20 protein-coding genes are annotated in these 21,541 nt (G+C 40.3%); 9 read left to right on the forward strand and 11 right to left on the reverse strand.

Annotated elements, in window-relative coordinates:
* The first annotated feature begins 151 nt into the window (after positions 1-151).
* Positions 152-796: a toxin-antitoxin system YwqK family antitoxin gene (locus tag CAL7507_RS02035; RefSeq protein ID WP_015126753.1), complete on the forward strand. Its 645-nt coding sequence runs from the start codon at positions 152-154 to the stop codon at positions 794-796.
* A gap of 330 nt (positions 797-1,126) precedes the next feature.
* Here the strand turns inward: CAL7507_RS02035 and CAL7507_RS02040 are convergent, their stop codons facing one another.
* From CAL7507_RS02040 to psbA, 3 genes are all read right to left on the reverse strand, one after another.
* Positions 1,127-1,504: a hypothetical protein gene (locus tag CAL7507_RS02040; RefSeq protein WP_015126754.1), complete on the reverse strand. Its 378-nt coding sequence runs from the start codon at positions 1,502-1,504 to the stop codon at positions 1,127-1,129.
* Positions 1,505-2,770, reverse strand: a complete 1,266-nt coding sequence (locus tag CAL7507_RS02045; protein ID WP_015126755.1) for a tetratricopeptide repeat protein — start codon at positions 2,768-2,770, stop codon at positions 1,505-1,507.
* 183 nt (positions 2,771-2,953) lie between these two features.
* Positions 2,954-4,036, reverse strand: coding sequence for a photosystem II q(b) protein (gene psbA / locus CAL7507_RS02050; protein WP_015126756.1), 1,083 nt, complete (start codon positions 4,034-4,036; stop codon positions 2,954-2,956).
* A gap of 671 nt (positions 4,037-4,707) precedes the next feature.
* On the opposite strand from psbA, the gene CAL7507_RS02055 reads away from it, so the two are divergent.
* Positions 4,708-5,247 carry a GAF domain-containing protein gene (locus tag CAL7507_RS02055; RefSeq protein WP_015126758.1) on the forward strand — a complete coding sequence of 180 codons (540 nt, stop codon included), beginning with the start codon at positions 4,708-4,710 and terminating at the stop codon, positions 5,245-5,247.
* Between the two features lie 343 nt (positions 5,248-5,590).
* Here the strand turns inward: CAL7507_RS02055 and arsS are convergent, their stop codons facing one another.
* The 4 genes from arsS to CAL7507_RS02075 all read right to left on the reverse strand — a co-directional run bounded on the left by arsS (position 5,591) and on the right by CAL7507_RS02075 (position 9,188).
* Positions 5,591-6,586: an arsenosugar biosynthesis radical SAM (seleno)protein ArsS gene (gene arsS / locus CAL7507_RS02060; protein WP_042341148.1), complete on the reverse strand. Its 996-nt coding sequence runs from the start codon at positions 6,584-6,586 to the stop codon at positions 5,591-5,593.
* A 149-nt stretch (positions 6,587-6,735) separates the two neighbouring features.
* A complete protein-coding gene (gene arsM / locus CAL7507_RS02065; RefSeq protein ID WP_015126760.1) occupies positions 6,736-7,704 on the reverse strand; it encodes an arsenosugar biosynthesis arsenite methyltransferase ArsM in 969 nt (322 codons plus the stop codon).
* Between the two features lie 333 nt (positions 7,705-8,037).
* Complete coding sequence (locus tag CAL7507_RS02070) at positions 8,038-8,712, reverse strand: response regulator transcription factor (RefSeq protein ID WP_015126761.1); 675 nt, start codon at positions 8,710-8,712, stop codon at positions 8,038-8,040.
* Positions 8,713-8,900: 188 nt separating this feature from the next.
* On the reverse strand, positions 8,901-9,188 hold the full coding sequence (locus CAL7507_RS02075; RefSeq protein WP_015126762.1) for a Mo-dependent nitrogenase C-terminal domain-containing protein: 288 nt from the start codon (positions 9,186-9,188) through the stop codon (positions 8,901-8,903).
* 193 nt (positions 9,189-9,381) lie between these two features.
* Here CAL7507_RS02075 and CAL7507_RS02080 point away from each other — a divergent pair, with 193 nt between their 5' ends.
* Together CAL7507_RS02080 and CAL7507_RS02085 are read left to right on the forward strand one after the other, a co-directional pair.
* The gene (locus CAL7507_RS02080; protein ID WP_015126763.1) at positions 9,382-9,591 is read left to right on the forward strand and encodes a hypothetical protein; all 210 of its coding nucleotides are present in this window, start codon (positions 9,382-9,384) and stop codon (positions 9,589-9,591) included.
* A gap of 24 nt (positions 9,592-9,615) precedes the next feature.
* Entirely contained in the window at positions 9,616-10,236 is a 621-nt protein-coding gene (locus CAL7507_RS02085) for a class I SAM-dependent methyltransferase (protein ID WP_015126764.1), read from the forward strand.
* A gap of 64 nt (positions 10,237-10,300) precedes the next feature.
* Here CAL7507_RS02085 and CAL7507_RS02090 read toward each other — a convergent pair whose 3' ends face one another.
* A complete protein-coding gene (locus tag CAL7507_RS02090) occupies positions 10,301-10,756 on the reverse strand; it encodes a GNAT family N-acetyltransferase (RefSeq protein ID WP_015126765.1) in 456 nt (151 codons plus the stop codon).
* 227 nt (positions 10,757-10,983) lie between these two features.
* On the opposite strand from CAL7507_RS02090, the gene CAL7507_RS02095 reads away from it, so the two are divergent.
* The 4 genes from CAL7507_RS02095 (at position 10,984) to CAL7507_RS02110 (ending at position 15,287) form a co-directional block, all read left to right on the forward strand.
* Complete coding sequence (locus CAL7507_RS02095; protein WP_015126766.1) at positions 10,984-11,184, forward strand: hypothetical protein; 201 nt, start codon at positions 10,984-10,986, stop codon at positions 11,182-11,184.
* A gap of 540 nt (positions 11,185-11,724) precedes the next feature.
* Positions 11,725-13,539: an ATP-binding protein gene (locus CAL7507_RS02100; RefSeq protein WP_015126767.1), complete on the forward strand. Its 1,815-nt coding sequence runs from the start codon at positions 11,725-11,727 to the stop codon at positions 13,537-13,539.
* Between the two features lie 45 nt (positions 13,540-13,584).
* Positions 13,585-14,031 (forward strand): response regulator, encoded by a 447-nt coding sequence (locus CAL7507_RS02105; protein ID WP_015126768.1) that lies wholly within the window; start codon positions 13,585-13,587, stop codon positions 14,029-14,031.
* Between the two features lie 104 nt (positions 14,032-14,135).
* On the forward strand, positions 14,136-15,287 hold the full coding sequence (locus CAL7507_RS02110; protein WP_015126769.1) for a hybrid sensor histidine kinase/response regulator: 1,152 nt from the start codon (positions 14,136-14,138) through the stop codon (positions 15,285-15,287).
* A 220-nt stretch (positions 15,288-15,507) separates the two neighbouring features.
* Here the strand turns inward: CAL7507_RS02110 and CAL7507_RS02115 are convergent, their stop codons facing one another.
* From CAL7507_RS02115 to CAL7507_RS02125, 3 genes are all read right to left on the reverse strand, one after another.
* Positions 15,508-16,947, reverse strand: coding sequence for a HAMP domain-containing sensor histidine kinase (locus tag CAL7507_RS02115; RefSeq protein WP_015126770.1), 1,440 nt, complete (start codon positions 16,945-16,947; stop codon positions 15,508-15,510).
* Entirely contained in the window at positions 16,944-17,663 is a 720-nt protein-coding gene (locus tag CAL7507_RS02120; RefSeq protein ID WP_015126771.1) for a DUF4079 domain-containing protein, read from the reverse strand. Before CAL7507_RS02120 ends, CAL7507_RS02115 begins: the two co-directional genes overlap by 4 nt.
* A gap of 80 nt (positions 17,664-17,743) precedes the next feature.
* A complete protein-coding gene (locus tag CAL7507_RS02125) occupies positions 17,744-18,193 on the reverse strand; it encodes a DM13 domain-containing protein (RefSeq protein ID WP_015126772.1) in 450 nt (149 codons plus the stop codon).
* Between the two features lie 260 nt (positions 18,194-18,453).
* Here CAL7507_RS02125 and CAL7507_RS02130 point away from each other — a divergent pair, with 260 nt between their 5' ends.
* A complete protein-coding gene (locus CAL7507_RS02130; protein ID WP_015126773.1) occupies positions 18,454-20,793 on the forward strand; it encodes a glycosyltransferase in 2,340 nt (779 codons plus the stop codon).
* Positions 20,794-21,541: the final 748 nt, after the last annotated feature.

Here is a 21,541-nt window from a genome sequence, read left to right on the forward strand (position 1 = left end):
TTAGGTATCGTAGGGTGCGTTAGGATAAAATCCGTAACGCACCATCATCAAGGATTTGGTGCGTTACGCTGTCGCTAACACACCCTACGTATCTTTTCAAAAATCAAGCCGGATTCCTATAGTTAACTAAGCCAATACCATAAACTTAGAAATGGTAATTCCACAGAATGCTGTCGAAGAAATAAATGAGTCTTGGATCAACGGCTTAAAAAAATCAGCTTTTTACTATATCAATCAACAAAAGGTAGGTTATCGTTGGTGGGACGAAGAAGGACACCTATCAATGGAGTATGAACTCAAAGGTAAACTGATGCACGGTTCCTTTCGGACATGGCATGACAATGGAATGTTAAGGGAGGAGTCTAACTACTTCGAGGGTAAAGAACACGGCATCGCTAAACAATACGATGACGAGGGAAAACTGATTGGCATTTATGAAATGCATTACGGCACAGGAGCCGATCTCTGGTACGAGTCTGATGGCATACTTGCCGAAGAGCGATATCTCAAAGATGGGAATAGAGATGGATACGAACGGTGGTGGAAAAGTGACAACAAAACTATCTTTAGTGAACAGCACTTCAAGTCTGGTGTTGAACATGGTATCCATCGTCAGTGGAATAAACATGGTCGATTGCGGCGGGCTTTTCCTCAGTACTTCGTCAACGGAGAGAAAGTAACCAAACGCCAGTACTTAAAGATATGTTTACAAGACGAGTCACTACCGAACTATGTCGCAGATGAAGATAATTGGCAGCGACATTTACCATTAAGTCTGATACGCAACACGATTTAATGTCACCCTGGAGCGGAAGGCATAGAAGCACTAAGTAGGTCGGCGTCAATCATTATCATTGGGAATAAGATGGGAGACAGTGTTTCGGCTACGCTCAACAACCAGCCAGAATACAGCAGAGAATTGGGTTTGAGCTTTGTTTACTTTTCTTCACATAGTTTAGTTTTATTGTGCCGACTTACCTAGGTTGTGCGATCGCTATTCTAAAATATGCCAACTAACCAAGTATCTTAATATAAATAAAAATAATTATTCAGCCTTGAAAAGATCTTAAATTAACTAGTATAAGATAGCCAAATAAACCACCCAAAAGCGCTTACAACATAGTGATTACAAATTACCCATAGCTGTACTACTCTGCTTTTTATCTGGTGGTGAACAAGTATTTGCCACACCCCAAGGTAAACCATCATCAGGTATAATCCAATTTGTTTTATTGAGATTACACTGGATTACAACTTTTACCCCTTTCGCCACCCGCAATAAATCACCTAAATGCAACTTTTCACCTCTTTGAGTGAGGCTGTAATTCGGGGAATTTTCGCGCTTGAGTTCGACTCTACCACCTTGTACCTGAATAATTTCAGCAATATGATTTTGTGGTTGTGATTGTGCCAGAGCATATTTATTGAACTGGAGAGACAGCCCATAAACTGAAGCTGAAAGTATTAAACTACTAGCCACTGACACAGAAATTCTAGATTTCATTTACTTTTCTTCCATTCTCTGTAAACGTTGACGCGCCACACCTATCCACATATCCTCATCTGGTTTTGTTTGATTGCTTTTAGCCACACAAAGTTCCCACATTTGAATTGCTAATTGCTCATCTTTTCTCTGTTCATCTAGTACCTGTGCCAGTAAACAATGAGCAAGTCCCTGTTGATTTATGAGTTTTGAGTTGATATCATTTGCTTCTATCAGCAGAGGTTGTGCTTCCGAATAGCGTTTTTGCCCTAGTCTTGCCCAACCCATATATGTGCGGTTGTAGTAAGTTATCTCTTCGTCGTCTTGAGCTTCCTTAGACCTACCTTCGGTGAGCAAGGCAACAGCCTTAGAATAATTATCTGTGTCTTTGTTATTCTTGAGAATATACAGGCGGGCTAATCGATGGTAAGCCTTGTAATATTCTCCTTTCACCGCCAGCTGATATTCTGCAGCAGCGCGGTCATCTTGTTGTAAAACTTCGTAAACTCGTCCGAGGTTATAATTAGCTTCTGGATAGTCTGGATTGAGTTGAAGTGCGCGATTAAAGTTATTTTCAGCACTAGCTAGTTGACCTTTGATATAAGCTTGTTCAGCAAAATAGTTATATTTATTAGCAATTAATGGTAGCCCCATCTGATGAAAGCTAAGTAAACCCAGAAACAGCAACAATGAAAATAAGAAACTAACTTCATGCCACCAATGCTTAGGTAGTTTTAAGCTAGATAAAACACGCTCAATAACATCTTGTCCACTTTTAGTTAAAGCACCGCCACCTGCTAGTAGGGTTAAAACACTTTGAATAATCACAGCCAGAGTACCAACGAAATCTGGCCCACCACTTAAAAATTGAGAGGAAACATCTACCGCTAAACTGACAGAAGCTACTAAAAAAACTAGAGACAGAAAACTCCACAACCAATCATAGCGTTCTGACCAAGGTATAGCTAAAGAGTCAAGGAACCACCACCAAGCTTCTTCAGAAGGATTCAAATAAGTTCGCCACTTAGCCAAGTAAGTTGAGTAATTAATACTCTTAAAGAGTTTTCTTAAGCGATTATCTAGTCTGTTGAGATTTTTGAGCAAAATTTTACGATCAAGTGGATTTGACTTATCTATTGCTACTTGTACTGCATGACGAGCAATTAGAGTATCTAAAATTTGTTCTGATGATAATTTAGGTGAATCAACTTCTTTTAAAGCCTTTTCGAGTGCATCAAGGGAATCAATATATTTTTGAATAGCTTGATCTAACTGATTTTTAGCCATTTATACACACCCAGATTTTGTCAGATTATGACTACAAGCGATATCAGTAGAAATCCAGATTGTATCACTGAAGGATTTTGATAAACAGACAAAAAGCATGTATCTTTTTTTGCTCCAAGCACAAAAAAAGCGCCCCCCGTTACCGGGGGGCGCTTTTTTTCTAAGCTATGATGCAGTTAAAAATTAACCGTTGATAGCAGGAGCAGTCAGAGCCACAGGAGCAACATCACCAGCAGCCAAATCTAGGGGGAAGTTGTGAGCGTTACGCTCGTGCATCACTTCCATACCCAGGTTAGCGCGGTTGATCACATCAGCCCAAGTAGCGATGACGCGACCTTGAGAATCAATTACTGATTGGTTGAAGTTGAATCCGTTCAAGTTGAACGCCATTGTGCTGACACCCAAAGCTGTGAACCAGATACCAACTACTGGCCATGCTGCGAGCAAGAAGTGCAGTGAACGGCTGTTGTTGAATGATGCGTATTGGAAGATTAAGCGACCGAAGTAGCCGTGGGCTGCAACGATGTTGTAGGTTTCTTCTTCTTGTCCGAACTTGTAACCGTAGTTCAAGGATTCGGTTTCGGTGGTTTCACGAACTAAGGAAGATGTTACCAAAGAACCGTGCATTGCAGAGAACAATGAACCACCGAACACACCTGCTACTCCCAACATGTGGAAGGGGTGCATCAAGATGTTGTGTTCTGCTTGGAACACGATCATGAAGTTGAATGTGCCGGATATACCCAAGGGCATACCGTCGGAGAATGAACCTTGACCGATGGGGTAGATCAAGAATACTGCTGCTGCAGACGCTAGAGGCGCGCTGTATGCTACGCAGATCCAAGGACGCATTCCTAAACGGAAAGACAATTCCCACTGACGACCTAGGTAGCAAGCACATCCGATCAGAAAGTGGAATACTACTAGTTGGTAAGGTCCGCCGTTGTACAACCACTCGTCTAAGGAAGCTGCTTCCCAGATTGGGTAGAAGTGTAAGCCGATGGCGTTGGAGGATGGAACTACTGCTCCGGAGATGATGTTGTTTCCGTAGATTAAGGAACCTGCTACTGGTTCACGGATACCATCTATGTCTACAGGGGGTGCTGCAATGAAAGCGATGGTGAAACAAACGGTTGCGGCTAGCAAGGTGGGGATCATCAATACGCCGAACCAACCGACATAAATTCGGTTCTCGGTGCTGGTGATCCACTCGCAAAACCGATCCCATACGTTAGCGCTACTGCGCTGTTGTAAGGTGGTTGTCATTTTTTTATGAGTGCTTTATGTGTTTATGATTTTGGGTGAGCAATTTTGCTTACCCATGCATCAACATTAGTGGCTTTATTTATTTTTGTAAAGGGGTTTATGAAAATTCTTTTACATTCCCCAGAAGAAAAATTAGTAGTCCGTACCAGAGTCCCCATAGTTTTAGTCACGAGTACACGCTTGCAGACCTTAGCTGTCATATAGGAATCCGGTTTGATTTCTGAACAAAATTAGTAACGCACCATTCTTAGGGATTTGGTGCGTTACGGACTCCGTCCTAACACACCCTACAGATACTTAGATTTTTTCAGAAATCAAATATGATTCCGTATATGTTGTGTATGTAACATGATTTACACATTGACAGGAAAAACTAAATTATGAATGGTTCAAAAACCACGTCTCTCGTAGGGTGACAGCGCTGCTGTAACCTGCATAACGCAGGTTTATAGGAAAACTAATTTTGGGTATTAGCTGACTAAACATAATAAAAATAGCAGATAAAACTTAAACAAGTTTTAATTTTTTGGCAATATTTACCGAGAATATTGACTGGTACTATTGTTCATGACAAGCGATCGCCTAGCTGCAACACAGAATAAATTTTAGTAAGAGTTCTGATAAGTTAGGATAAAAAATCGAAAGTATCCAGTCAGTATTTATGCAGTCTTGTGGAAATTTATTCCTCCTCAGAGTTTAACGTCAATGCAAAACAGCATTGTGAGCAGGGTTTACAAAGAGTACTTGATCGCCTTGTCATTAAAATGCAAAGGGATGCATTAGTCCGGCAAACAATCAATCAACTCAGAGAATCACTGCTAGCTGATCGCGTGGCTTTGTATTACTTCTACGGCCAGTGGCACGGACAGGTGACTTTTGAATCTGTAAGTTCTCATGAATACTCAATTTTTGGTTCCACTGGGCCAGATGACTGCTTTAATGACAAGTATGCTGCTATGTATTTAGCAGGAAGAGTCAGAGCGATCGCCGATATTGAATTAGAAGAAATTCAAGATTGTCACCGAGATTTTCTCCGTAGTATGCAGGTTCGTGCCAATTTAGTTGTCCCAGTATTAATTCCCAGAGGATTATGGGGATTATTAGTAGCTCATAACTGTCAAGCACCTCGTTCTTGGTCATTATCAGATATTGAACACATGCAAACAGGAGCGATAACCCTAGCAACAGCCTCCTGCATCCTGGAGAGTTAATCCCATCCTGGGTTCGCAAAGAGTATGTGGGATTTTTAGGCGATCGCTCTCTTGGCGATCGTTTTTAAATAATTCCTAAATAAAAAAAGACCGTGAAACATAGAGTTCCACGGCTTCTAGTGTAGTGTGAGGAGCTTAACTACATATCATGATAAAGTAGCCGACCAGTAATAAAAGGCTCGTAACAATTTTGGTAACAGAAAGTTTATACTATCTTGGATTTTAGACTTTCCTGCGGAACGCTGTTCGCGTTCGTCGTGAGCGCTACTTCGACAACGCTCAGTACAAGTCAGTCGAACGATTTTAGATTTTGGATTGTCAGAGAGCTTCTGCTCATTTGACTTTATAACAAAGCACCACCACAACTGGAACCAGATCCAGCAGTACAACCATAGCAATAAGCAGCTGTTTGCACCTCAGAAATTAAGTCTAAACTACCGGCTTCTAGCAATTTAGTAATTGTTAAGATTTCACCATTATGAGTCTTCGCTGGCAGATTCATCATCTGGTTAAAGTCGCAATCATAGACATTACCTAAATAGTCAATTGAAAGTTCATCACGACACATTACATGCTCAACTGTACTGGCATTGAAATGTGACTCCAAAAATTGTAGATAATTGATGTATAGCCGCTTCCGTTCTAAATGCATTTTAGTTCTACCAACTGGTAGGTTGGTGATGGTGAAGAGACTATTAAATACAATCCCAAAATGTTCTTGTAAGAACATTTTGTAATCTCGTTCTAGACTAGTCTGTTCAGGAGCTAAAGAAAATTTTTCAGTTGTGGGTAACTGCGGATTAAACACTAAGTCCAAAATTAAATCTGGGTTTTGTCCATAGCCGAGTTGGTTAAGCCATTGCAAGGCTTGGACGGAACCATCAAAAACCCCACTGCCCCGCATTCTATCTACATTATCTGCTAGGTAGCAAGGGAGAGAAGCAACTATTCTGACTTGATGTTTAGCAAAATATTCAGGTAAATCACCAAAACCATCTGCAAAATAAATAGTCAAATTAGATCGAACAATCACCTGCTTACCTGTCGTTTTTGCTGCCTCTACTAGCTGCTTAAATCCATAATTCATTTCTGGCGCGCCACCAGTCAGATCCACAATTTTAATTTCAGGAAATCTGTGAATTAATTCTATCAATTGTTCACAAATTTCTGGAGAAAGCTCTTCTGTACGTTTTGGACTGGCTTCAACATGGCAATGTGTACAAGCAAGATTGCAGCGTTTTCCCAGATTAATTTGTAAAATAGTTATGCCATGTTTAGTCAGAGGGTGGCTGAGTTTTTGTTTAAATGGCATTATTGAGGTATTAAATAAGTTTGTCATTTGTAAAAATATATTAGTGGTCTATATCAGTAATTTGGAGAGGTTAGTTATGTTCAGATACCCGACTTCTTGTAGACACCCATAGGGTGGCTTCCCGCAGGGTAGAAGTCGGGGATATCACAGCTACAAGATTTTAATTGGCGTTAATTTTAACAGCAACCGCCGCCCTGATAGTGCCAAGTTGACTCAGTAATTATAATTTCTGTTGGCATTAAAGCTGCAAGTTTAGCTGCAGTTTTATCACATACTGCTGCTGGAATACCAAGTGGCAGTAGATGTCCGGCTGCGTCATCAAACAAGGGTTCTACACCAGCATAAATTGCTGTTTTACCTGTAAAGATACAAGCTCCATCTTCTGGTATATCAACTTTGAAAGAGACAGAATCAAGACTTTCTAGCAGTAAATTTGTTTCGAGGTTGTAAGTCCGTGAATCTAGAAGACGATAAGGGCGACGGGCACGAATTTCAACTTGACCAAAGCCAGCATTAATGATCAATTGAGTGTATTCTTCATAGGTGAGAGCGCCTGATAAACACATGGCGCGTAGCCGCTCATCTTGTTGCAAATGCGTGGGAATCGGACGAGTGGCAATTGGATCACTCATTTGTAAACGTCCGCCTGGTTTTAAGACGCGATATGCTTCTTGCAAAGCACGGGTTAAATCTTCTGGTTCAAAGATGTTGAAGAGGCAATTTTGGGCAACTACATCTACAGAAGCATCGCCTACGGGTAATTTAAAAGCGTCACCTGGGTGAATTTCCACAAAGCTGGTGTCAAACCAGGGGTTTTCTTGAGCAGCAAGTGCTAAGTTACGTGTGGCAGCTTCTCGCATAGCCGCAACTGGTTCAATAGCGATTACCGCACCTGCACGGCGGGAAAAATAAGCGAATTGCAAAGCTTCTAAGCCACCGCCAACACCAACATACAGCACGGTGGGTTGGTTTGCTAGTTCAGTGGGATGAACAGTAGTACCGCAACCATAGTTCATTTCTTGCATGGGCAGAGGAATTTTTAGCCCCGGGAGTTGCAGCGGTGTGCTTTGGACACAACAAAGTCCAACTTGTGGTGTTTTGGCTACGTCGTGGTAGAATTGCGCCGCTGTTTCTAAATAGGTCATACTGCCTGAGATTTTGAATTTGAGATTTTAGATGAGGATAGCTTTGCCGTTAGAGGGTTTGAGGAATTAATATAGCGGTTTTCAGTCGAGTTCAATACAGCCTTCATCAGGGAGTCGGAATTCAGAATTCAGAGAGTGCGATATTCTGGCTCCTGACTCCTTTGAGTCTGGGTGTATTTCATTCATATGAGAATTGCTATAGCCAGCTAAATCATAGTGAAATGGTATCATTGCACTCGTACTGTTTTGTGCATCGTAATCTGATTCACTCTAAATAGGATGAGTTTTTGCTGAGAACAGAACAATCCCTAAACCTACCTACAGTAGGGGGGTTTAATCGCGCAAAACATAGCCGACACCGCGCACAGTTTGCAGAAGGCGCTTTTCGTTGTTGGCTTCGAGTTTTAGGCGCAAATAGCGAATATAGACTTCGATGATGTTAGAATCGCCCATGAAGTCATAACCCCAGACTTCTTCTAAGATGCGATCGCGTGTAATTACCTGTCGCGGATGGGCTAGTAAATAATCCAATAAATCAAATTCTTTCGCTGTTAACTCAATTAACCGCTCACCCCGAAATACTTCCCGCGTGCGACGATTTAGACTCAAGTCTTCAAATTCTAATATGTCTGCGGCGTCTGCTTCCTGGTTTCTTCGCAAGTGGGCACGGACTCTGGCGATTAATTCCTCGACACTGAAGGGTTTAACTACATAATCATCAGCACCAGCATTTAAACCAGCAACGCGATCGCTCACTTCATCTTTAGCGGTTAATAAAATTATCGGTACTTTGTCACCCGTACTTCGCAAGCGACGGCAGATTTCTAACCCCGACAAACCAGGCAACATCCAATCTAAAATTACTAAATCCGGATTTAACTCCCGCGCTGCGGTGAGTGCAGTTAAGCCATCATAAGCAATGCTAACTTGATAGCCTTCATAATTTAGCTCTAATTCTACGAATCGCGCTAGTTTGACTTCATCTTCAACCAGTAAGATGTGCGTCATAAATGATTTTAGTGATTTCAGCAGGATATGGTAAGCAGATACACAGACGAGGAAAGTTTTAGAGAGGTACTAGCTACTAAATAGCCAGACATCTAATTAGTTGTACGTTAGCTTAGTATAGTCCTGAGTCCGTAACAACCGTAAATCTGCGGTTGCTAATGGCTGCTGCATCACAATACCACTTAATTTCAGCAATAGACTGTTACATCTTCACCACATTCATCAGCAAGATAACAGAGTGCTTTAAAACGCAGGCTCACTACTTCTTCGTAAAGAGGATTTAACTTACACATTGGGGGAATGTGCAACAGCTTGCGACCAAATAGTTTAATATCTCGTTCAAATGGACATTGAGCAGGAATGGTTTTGCACAAGAAATGAGCTAGTTTGCTGTTGTGAATTTCTATCCTGTCTAACCACTCACGGACTGGGTGTAGTAGGTCGTTATGTAACCGGATTTGCATAAAGCTTGTCATCATGGCTCTCCTGATTATTTAGCTAGTTTTTTTGGGGTTGAACCCCTATGAATATATACGTTTGAGTTCTGTTATTTTATGCAGTCAAGAGTTTTGTCTTGGTTCCGTTGTCAGTATTTTTAGGAACAAATATAACTACACATCCAAGTTCCTGGCTTCCGGATGATGTGTCTAGTTAAGAGGGAACAGGAAAATGCCTATAATTAAAATTAAGGAGCCAGTCGTGATCTTCGGACAGGTTTTCAAAGCTGTTAAGATTTCCGGTGTTGCTGATTGCGGTATGAATTGTGATTGTCATGCTGAATGTAGCGCTAGCGGAATGAAGCATCTGCGAGATTCTTTCCTTCACTACGTAACGCCAGATTTCCCTATTCCCTATTCCCAATCCCAAATTCAAGCGTAAATAGCTCTGAAGCAGCTAAAAATAATGACTCGTGAATTTGTAAGTAACAAGAAGAAAATTTTTGACCTCTGGGCCCCAAGCTATGACTGGCTTTTTCCGTCAGTGTTTTATCAAACCGTCCACAAAAGACTGTTGGAATACGTCGATTTAGCAACCAAAGCCAATGTACTCGACTTAGGCTGTGGTACTGGACGTTTGCTAGAACGTCTAGCATCCAAGTTCCCCGAATTGCGTGGTACAGGATTAGATTTATCCCCTCAGATGTTGCAGGTAGCTAGACAGAAAAATTGCCACCATCCACGTTTAATCTATGTTGAGGGTAAAGCTGAATCTCTTCCCTTTGCCGATAGTCAGTTTGATGCTGTTTTCAACACTATTAGTTTCTTGCACTATTTGGAACCTCGACAGGTTTTGAGCGAGGTGGCGCGGGTGCTTTCTCCTGGTGGACGCTTCTATTTAGTTGATACCACTGTGAAAAATGAGGCAGAAATTCCGCTCCACCTAGGTTCTCTCGGCAAAATTAGACTCTACAGTCCTCAGCAACGTGAATATCTAGGTGCTGCTGCTGGACTGTTATGTGTGAGTCACCACTATTTACTAGGTCCTGTGCTACTGACTATTTTTGCTAAACCACCCCTAGATTGATACTCGTTTAACTCACATTTTCTCCGAAAAGCTGTATTTAATTGGACTTACCCAGTTAAGTTGCTCAATGTTGCATGAAGACGACAGGAACTCTAAGGAGCTTTTTGGCTAATTCAGACAACCCAAACTTAGGTTTGAGCGCTGGTGGTAAGTCTGAAAAGGAAACTGCTACAAAACCAAAGCGGCTGTAAAACTGCACCAATCGCTGACCGAGACATTCCAGATATAGCGGCTGAGTTGCTGTATTTATCAGATGCTGCGTGAGAAAAGTAGCTAAACCGCGTCCCCTCCAAGCTCGTGCAACAACTAAACTACCCAGTTCTTGCACCCTAGAAAAGCTACGTAGCTGTCCGCAAGCTGCCAAATTTCCGTCACATTCAATCACCCAAAATTGCTGCCAGCGTAATTGAGTCGGATCAAGTTTTGCTGAGAACACCAACCACCTAATTGACCACATATCTGTAGACGTAGCTCTGCGGAGAACACACTCAGATGGTAAGGATAAATCGCTTTGTTGCATGAGAAATGAGTGATTACTACTTTAAATCTGATTTAAATTCCTTCTTGAACGGTAGGGAGTATTTTTACTTCATCTGCCTTTTTTGCATTCCTAATAGCATACAAGAGTTATTACTAAATAATGCTTCCGACAGATAGATAAATCAAGCATAACTACATTTTAGATAGATAAAATTACACTCTCTATTTTTTAAAATGATGGGTAGATTAAATAACAGGACTTTAGCTATGTCTGAAAAACAAAAACAAAAATCTGATAATCAAGAGACTACACCTACTGCTTCTGGTGGTTATCAAACTCCCCTTGATGAAAGCATCCGCAAAACTGGTGATGCTGAAAAAAGTAATGCTAGACCTACCGCAACACCAGAAGCACCAGGTGAAGATTCTGTAGCAGGTAGTCCCAATCAGGGAACCGAATCCCGCTAATTAATTTGAACCGTCTAAAGTCAACCCAGTCCAGCAGGGTTTTTTTTCCAGCGTTCCTGATTCAGTACGTGCGGGTGGAGTTGTGATTATTTCACAATTATCCACCCGTTTTTGTTGGTAAGCTAAAACGCTGATTCATTGGACAATCAATCGTTTTTATTTCTTTGTAGACAGTAAACAGTTAACAATCTACTGTCTACACAATAAAATATGCAACTTAAATGCCCCATTCGCTTAAATTCTTGATCACTTGGGAGAATTCCACGGTATTATCTTATTCAGGATCAAGCAACTTGCTGTTAGGGCTAAGTCTAGGCTGCTGACTTTGATGAAATTTACCCGTTTTTAGTTCATGCTATTTTTGTGCGAGTGTAAAATCTCTTTCCTGTCATTGCGTTGGCGTTAGCCTTAGAGTAGGGTACGGAGCGTTCGCAATGACTACACAAATTTTGCCTGAATTTTTATCACCTAAAAAGGCACAGAGTCAACACCCTAGGCTGAGTCAGATCAAGTTATTGGCTGCACTCCTATGAATATGGGATGAACAGATTATCAGAAAAATTTATTGCTGGTGGTTTTAGCTTGGCGCTACTGCTAATGTGTAGCGTCGGAGCGGTTTCCTATCTGAGTGTCCAAAAGTTGACCGAAGAAAAACGATGGGTGATACATACCCATGAAGTCCTAAATTCTCTCCAGAAAATGAATGTTAGTCTCAGTAAAGCTGAAAGCGGACGACGTGGTTATATCCTTACCAGACAGGTTGTTGACCAAAAAATCTATGAGCAGGAACAACTAAAGGTATACCAGGCTTTTCAAGACCTACGACAGCTTACCCAAGATAATATTCAGCAACAACGCCGACTGGAGATTCTGGAACCCCTAATTGTCGCGAGATTAGACCTGCTTGAGCAATCAATGAGGTTATTTAGGCAAAATAGTCAAGATCAGGCAACTCAAATCGCCATGACAAATCAGGGTAGATTTGTCGGTGAAAAACTCCAGGCAATTAACCAAGTCATGGAGAATGAAGAAACAACCTTATTGCGAATGCGGACAGCAGCGACAGATGCTCGTGTTGAGCAAATCATCATTGTGGTCAGTCTGGGATATAGCTTGAGCATAGTCCTGTTAATTTTGGTTTACTCACTCCTACAAAAGCAAATTCGCATTAACAAGACTTTATCTGAAGAAGCTATTCGTTTGGAACAGCAAGCTGCAAAAGCAAAACTGGCGAACATTTTAGATACGGTTTCGGATGGCTTTGTGTCTCTAGATAGCAATTGCTGCTATACCTATATCAATCAAAGAGCAGGACAAATTCTCAACTGCCATCCTCAAGACTTGATTGGCAAAAATATCTGGGAAGAATTCCCTGAAGTTGTGGGTAGTAAGTTTTACCATGTCTACTATCAGGCTGTGGCAGAACAGCAAGTCATTGAGATGGAAGAATATTATCCACTTTGGAATCTCTGGTTTGAAAATCGCCTTTACCCTTTCCCCGAAGGACTATCAATTTTCTTTCAAGATATCACCGCTCGCAAATTTGCAGAGGAAGCATTGCAACAAGCAAAAGCAGAACTGGAAATCAAAGTTGAGGAACGCACGGCGGAGTTACAAAGGCTGAATCAGGATCTCAAACGTTCTAATCAGGAGTTGGAGCAGTTTGCCTATGTGGCTTCCCATGATTTACAAGAACCGTTGCGAGCAGTAGGAGGTTATAGCCAACTTTTAGAACAGGAATATCACGACCGTCTAGATGAGTCTGCCACCGAATACTTGGCTTACATAGTCGATGGCGCAACGCGGATGCGGCAGTTGATTCAAGACCTATTAGCTTATTCCCGGATTGGCACTCGCGGTCAAGTATTTGTCCCCACTGATTGTAATGCTGTACTTGACCAGGCACTAGATCAATTACGGGTAGCGATCGCCGAAAGCAACACCAAAATAACTCATGACCCTTTACCAACTTTACTCGCAGACAAAACCCAACTGGTGCAGCTATTCCAAAATCTGCTCGGTAACGCCATTAAGTTTCGTCGTCATGAGTCACCCCAAATTCACATCAGCGCAGTTAAAAAAATAGCATCAGCAAAGGCAGGAGAGGAGAAACTTTTGACTCAGAAATCCGTATGGCTCTTCTCGGTACAAGACAATGGCATTGGTATTAAACCCCAATATCTTGAGCGAATTTTTGAAGTCTTCCGCCGTCTGCATACTCGTCGAGAATTCGCAGGTACAGGTATAGGTTTAGCTATCTGTAAAAAAATTGTCGAGCGCCATACTGGTGAGATTTGGGCTGAGTCTGAGCCGGGCGTGGGAACGACATTTTATTTCACTCTTCCTGAAAATTAGATGTACTGTAAAAGTGTGTAACACACATACACTTAGCACTGTTTTATGACCCACAATCAGGCATTTCGACACATTGAAATTTTGCTAGTTGAAGACTCTCCTAGCGATGCTAACCTCACCATCAAAGGTTTTCAGAATGCCAAAATTGCTAATAACCTGTATTGGATTGAAGATGGGGAAACTGCAATGAACTACCTACGACAACAAGGAGAGTTTGTTGGTGTTTCTCGTCCAGATTTAATCTTGCTCGATTTGAATCTGCCAGGGATGGATGGACGCGAAGTCCTCACAGAAGTCAAATCAGATCCCCATCTCAAGCGTATTCCTGTTGTCATCCTCACAACCTCAACAGATGAGCAGGATATTCTTCGTTCTTATAATCTCAGTGCTAATTGCTACGTTACTAAACCTGTGGATATCTACCAATTCATCCAAGTTGTCCAGTTAATCAAAGAGTTCTGGCTAGTAGCAGTAGCACTACCACAAGAATAATAGGTTGGAGTATTTAAAGTTTTGTTACGAAAATAGAAGATTAAGTGTTTTTTGACTGAGAGGTAATATGGCCATTATCTACCAAACCGATATAACCCTATCCTATGGAAAAGATAACGATTCATATTCTACTGGTAGAAGATAGCCCTACGGACGCTAGCCTGCTCAAGCAAGTTTTTTTGCGGGCTGAACAGCAAAAATGGCAAATGAGACATGTTGAGCGTCTATCTGAGGCAATAGATATAATCACGAAAAATCAACACAGATTTGATGTCGTCTTGTTAGACCTCCACCTACCTGACTCTACTGGACTAAATACGCTCAAAGAATATCGAGCAGCAATACCTGATATCCCTGTTGTAGTGTTGACAGGGCTAGATGACGAAGATTTAGCCCTAAATGCAATGACAGAAGGCGCACAAGATTATCTTGTCAAAGATCAAATTACGTTCCAACGGTTATTACGTGCTATTCGCTACGCCATAGAACGGGGCGAAATTCTCAATCAATTAAGGGAAAGTGAGGAACGTAGCCGTTTGTCTTTGGAGAAGGAACAAGAACTCAATGAGCTAAAGTCAAACTTTGTGGCGATGGTTTCCCACGAGTTCCGGACTCCTATGACCACAATTCGCACAGCTGTAGAGATTATTGAATATAACAACCATAAACTGACCAATGAGCGCAGAGCTAAATACTTTGATCAAATTCAATATGCTATTAACCAAATGCTGCGGCTTTTAGATGAAATATTATTCCTCAGCAGAACTGAAGCAGCTAAACTTGAATTCAACCCTACACCGCTGAATTTAGAACTTTTTTGTCGTGAACTTGTAGAAATGGTGCAAATGAGCGCAGGTAATCAGCACAATATTATCTTTAGCGCTCAAGAAGAATGTATTCAAGCTGAGATGGACGAAGATTTACTAAATTGTATCTTTACCAATTTGCTCTCCAATGCTATTAAGTATTCGACTTCACAGAGCAACATCTGGTTTGATTTTGTTTGTCAGGATGATATTGTAATTTTTCGGATAAAAGACCAAGGGAAGGGAATTCCTCTCAAAGACCAAGCCCGTTTGTTTGAAAGTTTCTATCGTGCTAGCAATGTCGATAAAATTCAAGGAACAGGGTTAGGATTGGCAATTGTGAAAAAGTGTGTGGAGATACATAAAGGTGAGATTCACTTAGAAAGTCAGCAAGATGTAGGTACAACAGTAACAGTAACTTTGCCATTACACTCTCTTGAATCACACTAGTACAAAAAGGCTGAAGTATGAAGTATGAAGTATGAAGTATGAAATAAAGAAGTATATACTGTAAGCTTTTTGCGGTTTTAGAATGGTAGCTTTATTTACGCCGTGCTGTACTAGTACAACAAAAAATCAAAAGTCAAAAGACAGAACGCTAAGGGTATAAGGTTTTTAGCTATTACAAATCGCCTCAAGGCTAACTATGCATGTTTCTTCCTTTCAGACTTCAGACTTTTTGTAATAGTGATTGTGAGGCGGGTAAACTAATTGTAAATACACTCCCTTCACCTAACTTAGATCGCACAGTTACACTACCGCCCATAATTTCTACAATAGTTTTCACAATTGATAACCCCAAACCGCAACCGCCAGTAGAACGAGTCCGGGCTTCATCTACGCGGTAGAAGCGCTCAAAAATCCGCGATTGATGTTGCAAAGGTATGCCATATCCTTGGTCAGAAACTTGAATAATTGCTTCTTCATTTTGCTGGCTTAGACTTAAAGTTATAGGTGTACCAGCATCAGAATACTTAACAGCATTGTCAATTAAATTTAATAATACTTGTTGCAGGCGATTGTAGTCTGTTTTGATCTCGATTGGCTGAGTTATTAACTCAATTATAATTGTGCGATCGCTATACTTTTGCGCCATACCCACAACTTCGACCACTAATTCATTCAGCACGCAGGTTTTCATGGAGAAATGTAAATAACCACTATCTGCCCTTGCTAAATCTAGTAAATCTTCTAAAAGATGGATGGTACGTTCTGCTTCAGATGCAGCCGTTTCTAAAGCTTCTTGTTGGGTAGCTGTTAAGTTAGTTTGCCGTCGCAATACACTTTGCAAATAACCATGTACTATAGTTAATGGTGTGCGTAATTCGTGGGAAACATTACTCACAAATTGTCGTTCTTTTTCCCAAGATTGAGAGAGGCGAGATAACAGCATATTGAAGGTTTGAGCTAATTCTGTAACTTCGGTAGGTGCTTGATCGATATATAATTTTGCCTCTGGTAAATCTGCGGCGGAAATAACTTCTGCCATTTGGCTAAGTTGCAGTAAGGGTTTGAGAGCGCGCTTGATGTAAAGTGCGATCGCTACAGAAATTACTATGATTATCAAAATACTCCCAATCGTCAAAGTCCGCACCATTGCCAAAAACGTTGTTTGTTCGCGAGTAACATCCTGAACAACGAATAGTTTCAATACTTTACCTTGGAGTCGCAAGGAACCACCACATAAAACAAAGTAGCGCTGCTTAATTTTGTCTACTTTGGGTTTAATTGACATCTCAGTTAGAGACATTAACTCGTTCGATGTTGCATCAGATAACTGATTCCAATTAGTGGATTTTGCCAGAATTTTATTATCAGGACTTTTTATCCATACAAATGTATCGGTATTCGTAAAGCTACCAATCGTCTTTTGCAATCCCGCTTCTGGTGACATCATTTCACTATAAAGTTGTACATCACGCGGTAAGCGATTGGTAATTTGTACAATTTTATGTTTGTTCCCATCAATGAGAATTTGCTGCATTTTCCAGCTTGTCCAGATAGCGAGGCTACTTAATCCCAAAGCTGAAACTATTGCAATACCAATCGTCAGGCGTACCCGCAATGAAAAAAGATCAATTTTTTGGCAAATTTTACTAATTTGATTCACTTTGGTGTTTGAGGATTGGGAGTTGGACAAGTTTTATTAGCAAAATCACACGTATAGATATACGGCTCTTGCCAACTAAGCGGGATTTCTAGTAAATCACGTGTACCTGTTAAACCTTGTCCGACAAATAGCAATAAAGCAATGCAGTTTAGAATTGTGTGGATGGTACGCCAGCGATTAGATTTATCCTGATAAATATCCTGAACAATTGCTAAGGAAAAAATCATCAGTAATGCTGCAGTCATACCAATATAATAATGCGACCAATACCACTGATTTGTGAGACGATAAACTCCATCCTGACAACCAAGAATTACTAAACCCATGCCAGTTAAAGTTGCGAAAATCCCCCGCCATTTTTTTTCTCGAGCCTGATAAAGTAATACTAAAGAGGCAGTCGTAGCAGCAAACAATAACACGATGAAAACCACTTGGAAAGGTGCAGTAGTCCATAATTGTTTCTTGAGGATATTTTTCCCGATGGGGTAAACTAACCCAAGTAAAACTAATCCTACAATTGCACCTGTTAGCCATTCACCTATCTTTCTATGTTCTGAGCCAACTACTGGAGGTATTTTACTCTTAGCTCCCGCTAAAGTTTGCAGGCGGCGTTGGCGTGTTTGCCATGCGAAGTTAACTACAATACCGATGAGTGGAAAGACAAAAATAACTGCCACTACTGGATGTAAAAGTCCCAGAAAATCAGCTATTTGCATATAACACCTGGATAAATAATTAGAAGAATTGGGAAGAATGACTGTTGATTTTTGACTGATGACAAATAACAAATGACTATCTACAAAGAAGCATAGCCAAAAGTGGCATTAAATTTACGACACCATATCGCTACAGATTTAAAGTCTCCTAACTTCACATTTTCAGGCAGGACATAGCTTTGAGTACCGCTAGTTTTTTGTAAGCGGGAAAGACTGACATAATCTTTTTCTTTAATACCATATGTTGGTGGTGTGTGAGAACGATAAAGAATAACATATACGTCAGGTCCGTCGCTAGTTTTAAAATTCCTGTCAAATTCTAGATAGCGTTTCCCTTTTTTATTAGTGATGCTGACTTTTCCCCGAATGGGATGTTCTCCAGCCTTAAAAGTGCCACCGTCTGCAACTGGACTAGCTATGCTTTTTGTCGATGGCGCTGGAGTTTCTTGCTGATTAGAGATAGTTTGTTTTGCACAACTGACACTGACAATGGCTGTAATGCCAAGAATGACTAAATGCTGAAACCTCATAGCCTTGATTGTCCGCAAATTTACTTCTAAAGATAATTTAAAGCGTCGTGTTGCCAAAAAATATTAATTTATGCTGAGAATTAGTTAAAAATTTACTATGCTATTTTTTAGCATGGTTTAAAAAAAAATTATGATTAATCATTTACATTTAGAACAAGTACACTAAATATATATCTGCTAATTTTGTATTGATGCACACATTATAAATTTTTTATTAAAAAGAAAAATCTCTATTAATTGCTCTTAACAATTATTCCATAATGCGCCACAATGAACATAGAAAATTCTACTTTACAGGATGGTTTCAGTTGTACAAGCGCAAAGTTAGCAAGTCAAATTTGAGCTATAAAACTTTGAAAACTCCTCTGGCTAAAGGAGTTTTTCAATTTCGAGCTACAACGCTGATTTTACTGATAAGCGTTATTTTATTGACCATAGTTGTTGTAGGATGGTTCGCTGGTGAAGCCACGATTAGTGGAATTTTTACCCAGATTAATCATTGGCAAGTCAACTCACCAAAATGGTTAAATGTACCTAGCATTTCTAGAGAATATTTGCTAGCACCCTCTTTAGGTCTTTTATTCACTGTGTTCATAGTGATGAAAATTTCACCTCAACCCCGTATTTGGTCGCAGCGCTTTGTGGTGGGAATTTTAATCATTTTAACATCCCGGTATATGATGTGGCGATCGCTCTCAACTCTCAATGTGGAAAATCCATTAACTGGGGTATTTAGTCTAGGGTTATTCTGCCTCGAAATGCTCATGCTATTCAAGAGCAGTATTTCATTGTTTTTGATGTTAAATGTTAAAGATCGTCACCGGGAAGCAAACACAAAATCATTAGCTGTTATTGATGGTAGTTTTCTACCATCTATTGATATTTTAATACCAACTTATGATGAGAAGTCTTTTATCCTTCGGCGGACAATTATTGGTTGTCAAGCCTTAGAATATGCCAACAAGAAAATTTATATTTTAGATGATACTAGGCGGTCAGAAATTAAGGATTTAGCTGAAGAATTGGGTTGTGAGTATGTAACGCGACCTGATAACTTTTATGCTAAAGCTGGAAATTTAAATCATGCGATCGCTCAAACTAACGGAGAGTTAATAGTAGTTTTTGATGCTGATTTTATCCCTACTAAAAACTTTCTCACTCGCACTGTTGGTTTTTTTCAAAATGAGAAAGTTGCTCTTGTACAGACACCACAAAGCTTTTATAATGCTGATCCCATCGCTCGCAATCTGGGCTTAGAAAATATTCTCACTCCAGATGAAGAAGTGTTTTATCGACAAATTCAACCACTACGTGATGCAGCAGGTAGCGTAGTTTGTGCTGGTACTTCCTTTATCGTTCGTAGAACTGCTTTAGCAGAAATTGGGGGCTTTGTCACTGAGTCGTTAAGTGAAGACTATTTCACAGGAATCTGTCTATCTGCGCAAGGCTACCAAATAATTTATTTAAATGAAAAATTAAGTGCAGGATTAGCATCAGAAAACATATCCACCTATGTAGTCCAGCGTTTGCGATGGTCGCAGGGTACACTCCAAGCCTTTTTTATTAAGTCCAATCCTTTAACAATTCCTGGATTAAATTTTGTACAAAGATTAGCTAATTTAGAAGGATTATTACATCATGCATTAACTAGCATATCGCAAATTTATTTTATGCTTATGCCCTTAGTTTATGCATTTTTAGGTGTTATTCCTATCCGAGCAACCTTAAGAGAAGTTGTATATTTTTTATTGCCTTTCTATTTAGTAAATTTAGCAGTTTATTCTTGGCTTAATTATCGTTCTCGTTCGTCTTTATTATCAGATATTTACTCTTTGTTTCTGTGTTTACCTCTGGCGCTTACAGTTATTCAAGTTATGCTAAATCCTTTTGCCAAAGGATTTAAAGTTACACCTAAAGGAATATTAAGCGATCGCTATAACTTCAACTGGAATTTAGCTTTACCCCTAGTTCTATTGTTTATCGCCACTGCCGTCAGTTTGTTGCAGAACTTATGTATGTGTATAGTTAAAGTTTCTTGGGCAAATATAGCACCACTAGAAATTGCCCAGCAGACTACAGGCATCAGTTTAGGTTGGCTATGGAGTGCTTATAATTTAATCATGATTAGTGTTACCTTGTTGATTTTAATAGATGCTCCCAAACTCGATATTTATGAGTGGTTTAATTTGCGGCGAGTGGTACAGTTAAAAGTTGGTGAGCAAACTTTTTGGGGTATAACTACAATGATCTCGGAAGTTGGTGCAGAAGTGGCACTAACTCAAAAACCCCAGATATATTTATCCGAAAGTCAGTCAGTAGATATAAAAATCACTGAAGAAAAGTTACAGCTTTCGGGAGAAATCATTCATACTAGATTTGACAATGAATTTCCCAAGGTGCGAATTAAATTTACCTCAGTTAGCTTGAGTCAACATCGTCGTTTAGTAGAAATGTTATTTTGCCGTCCGGGACAGTGGAAAATACAAAATGTACCAGGAGAGTTGAGTGCATTATTCTTATTATTTAGAACCTTAATGAAGCCGCGAATTTTGTTTAATAGAAAAGTAGATATAACGCCAATAAAAGTTTCTCAAGTCTAGACAGATGGGAAGTGTCAATAAAGAGGACAAGGGGCAGGGGGCAGAACCTAGTACCGCAAGGCGGAAGTCAAAAGTCAAAAGTCAAAAGTCAAAAGTCAAAAGTAATATGGAGTAAGCTTTTTAGCGATTGAGAATGGTCTGCTTATTTCCGCCGCACTGTACTAGGGTGTTGACTCTGTGGCTTTTTAGCAATTAAAAAATCATGCAAAATATGTCTAGTCATTGCGAGCGGAGCGAAGCAATCGCGGGGATTGCTACTCTTCTCCTGACGGAGACGCTACGCGAACGAGAACGACTTCGTCGAACGCTCCGTACCCTACTCTAAGGCTAACGCCAACGCAATGACAGGAAAGAGGTTTTACACTTGCACAAAAATAGCATGAACCAAAAACGTGAAAATTCCATCAAAGTCAACAGCCTAGGCAGAACCTCATACATAAATTAACGGTTCGGCTTGCCTGCGGGGAAGTAAGCTACGCGCAGCGTCTCCAAAGGAGAAGCTATGCCGTAGGCTTTACGCTCACCGTTAGTCGCTCTGAACTAAGTTGGACAGGATTTTACCACTGTTGCCTATTGCCTATTCCCTGTGAAAGTCCCGTCAAAAGCGGAGCTTTCTCAATTTGCAAATTGTATTTTTTGCTACTATACCCTGAGATAAAGTTGTATTTTTGGTATCTATAATACTTTTGAGTAGTCAGTCATATTGAGTCCTGACATATTAAAATTTGAGCAAAAAAAATTAATCCCA

This window comes from Calothrix sp. PCC 7507 (assembly GCF_000316575.1).
Lineage (GTDB): Bacteria > Cyanobacteriota > Cyanobacteriia > Cyanobacteriales > Nostocaceae > Fortiea.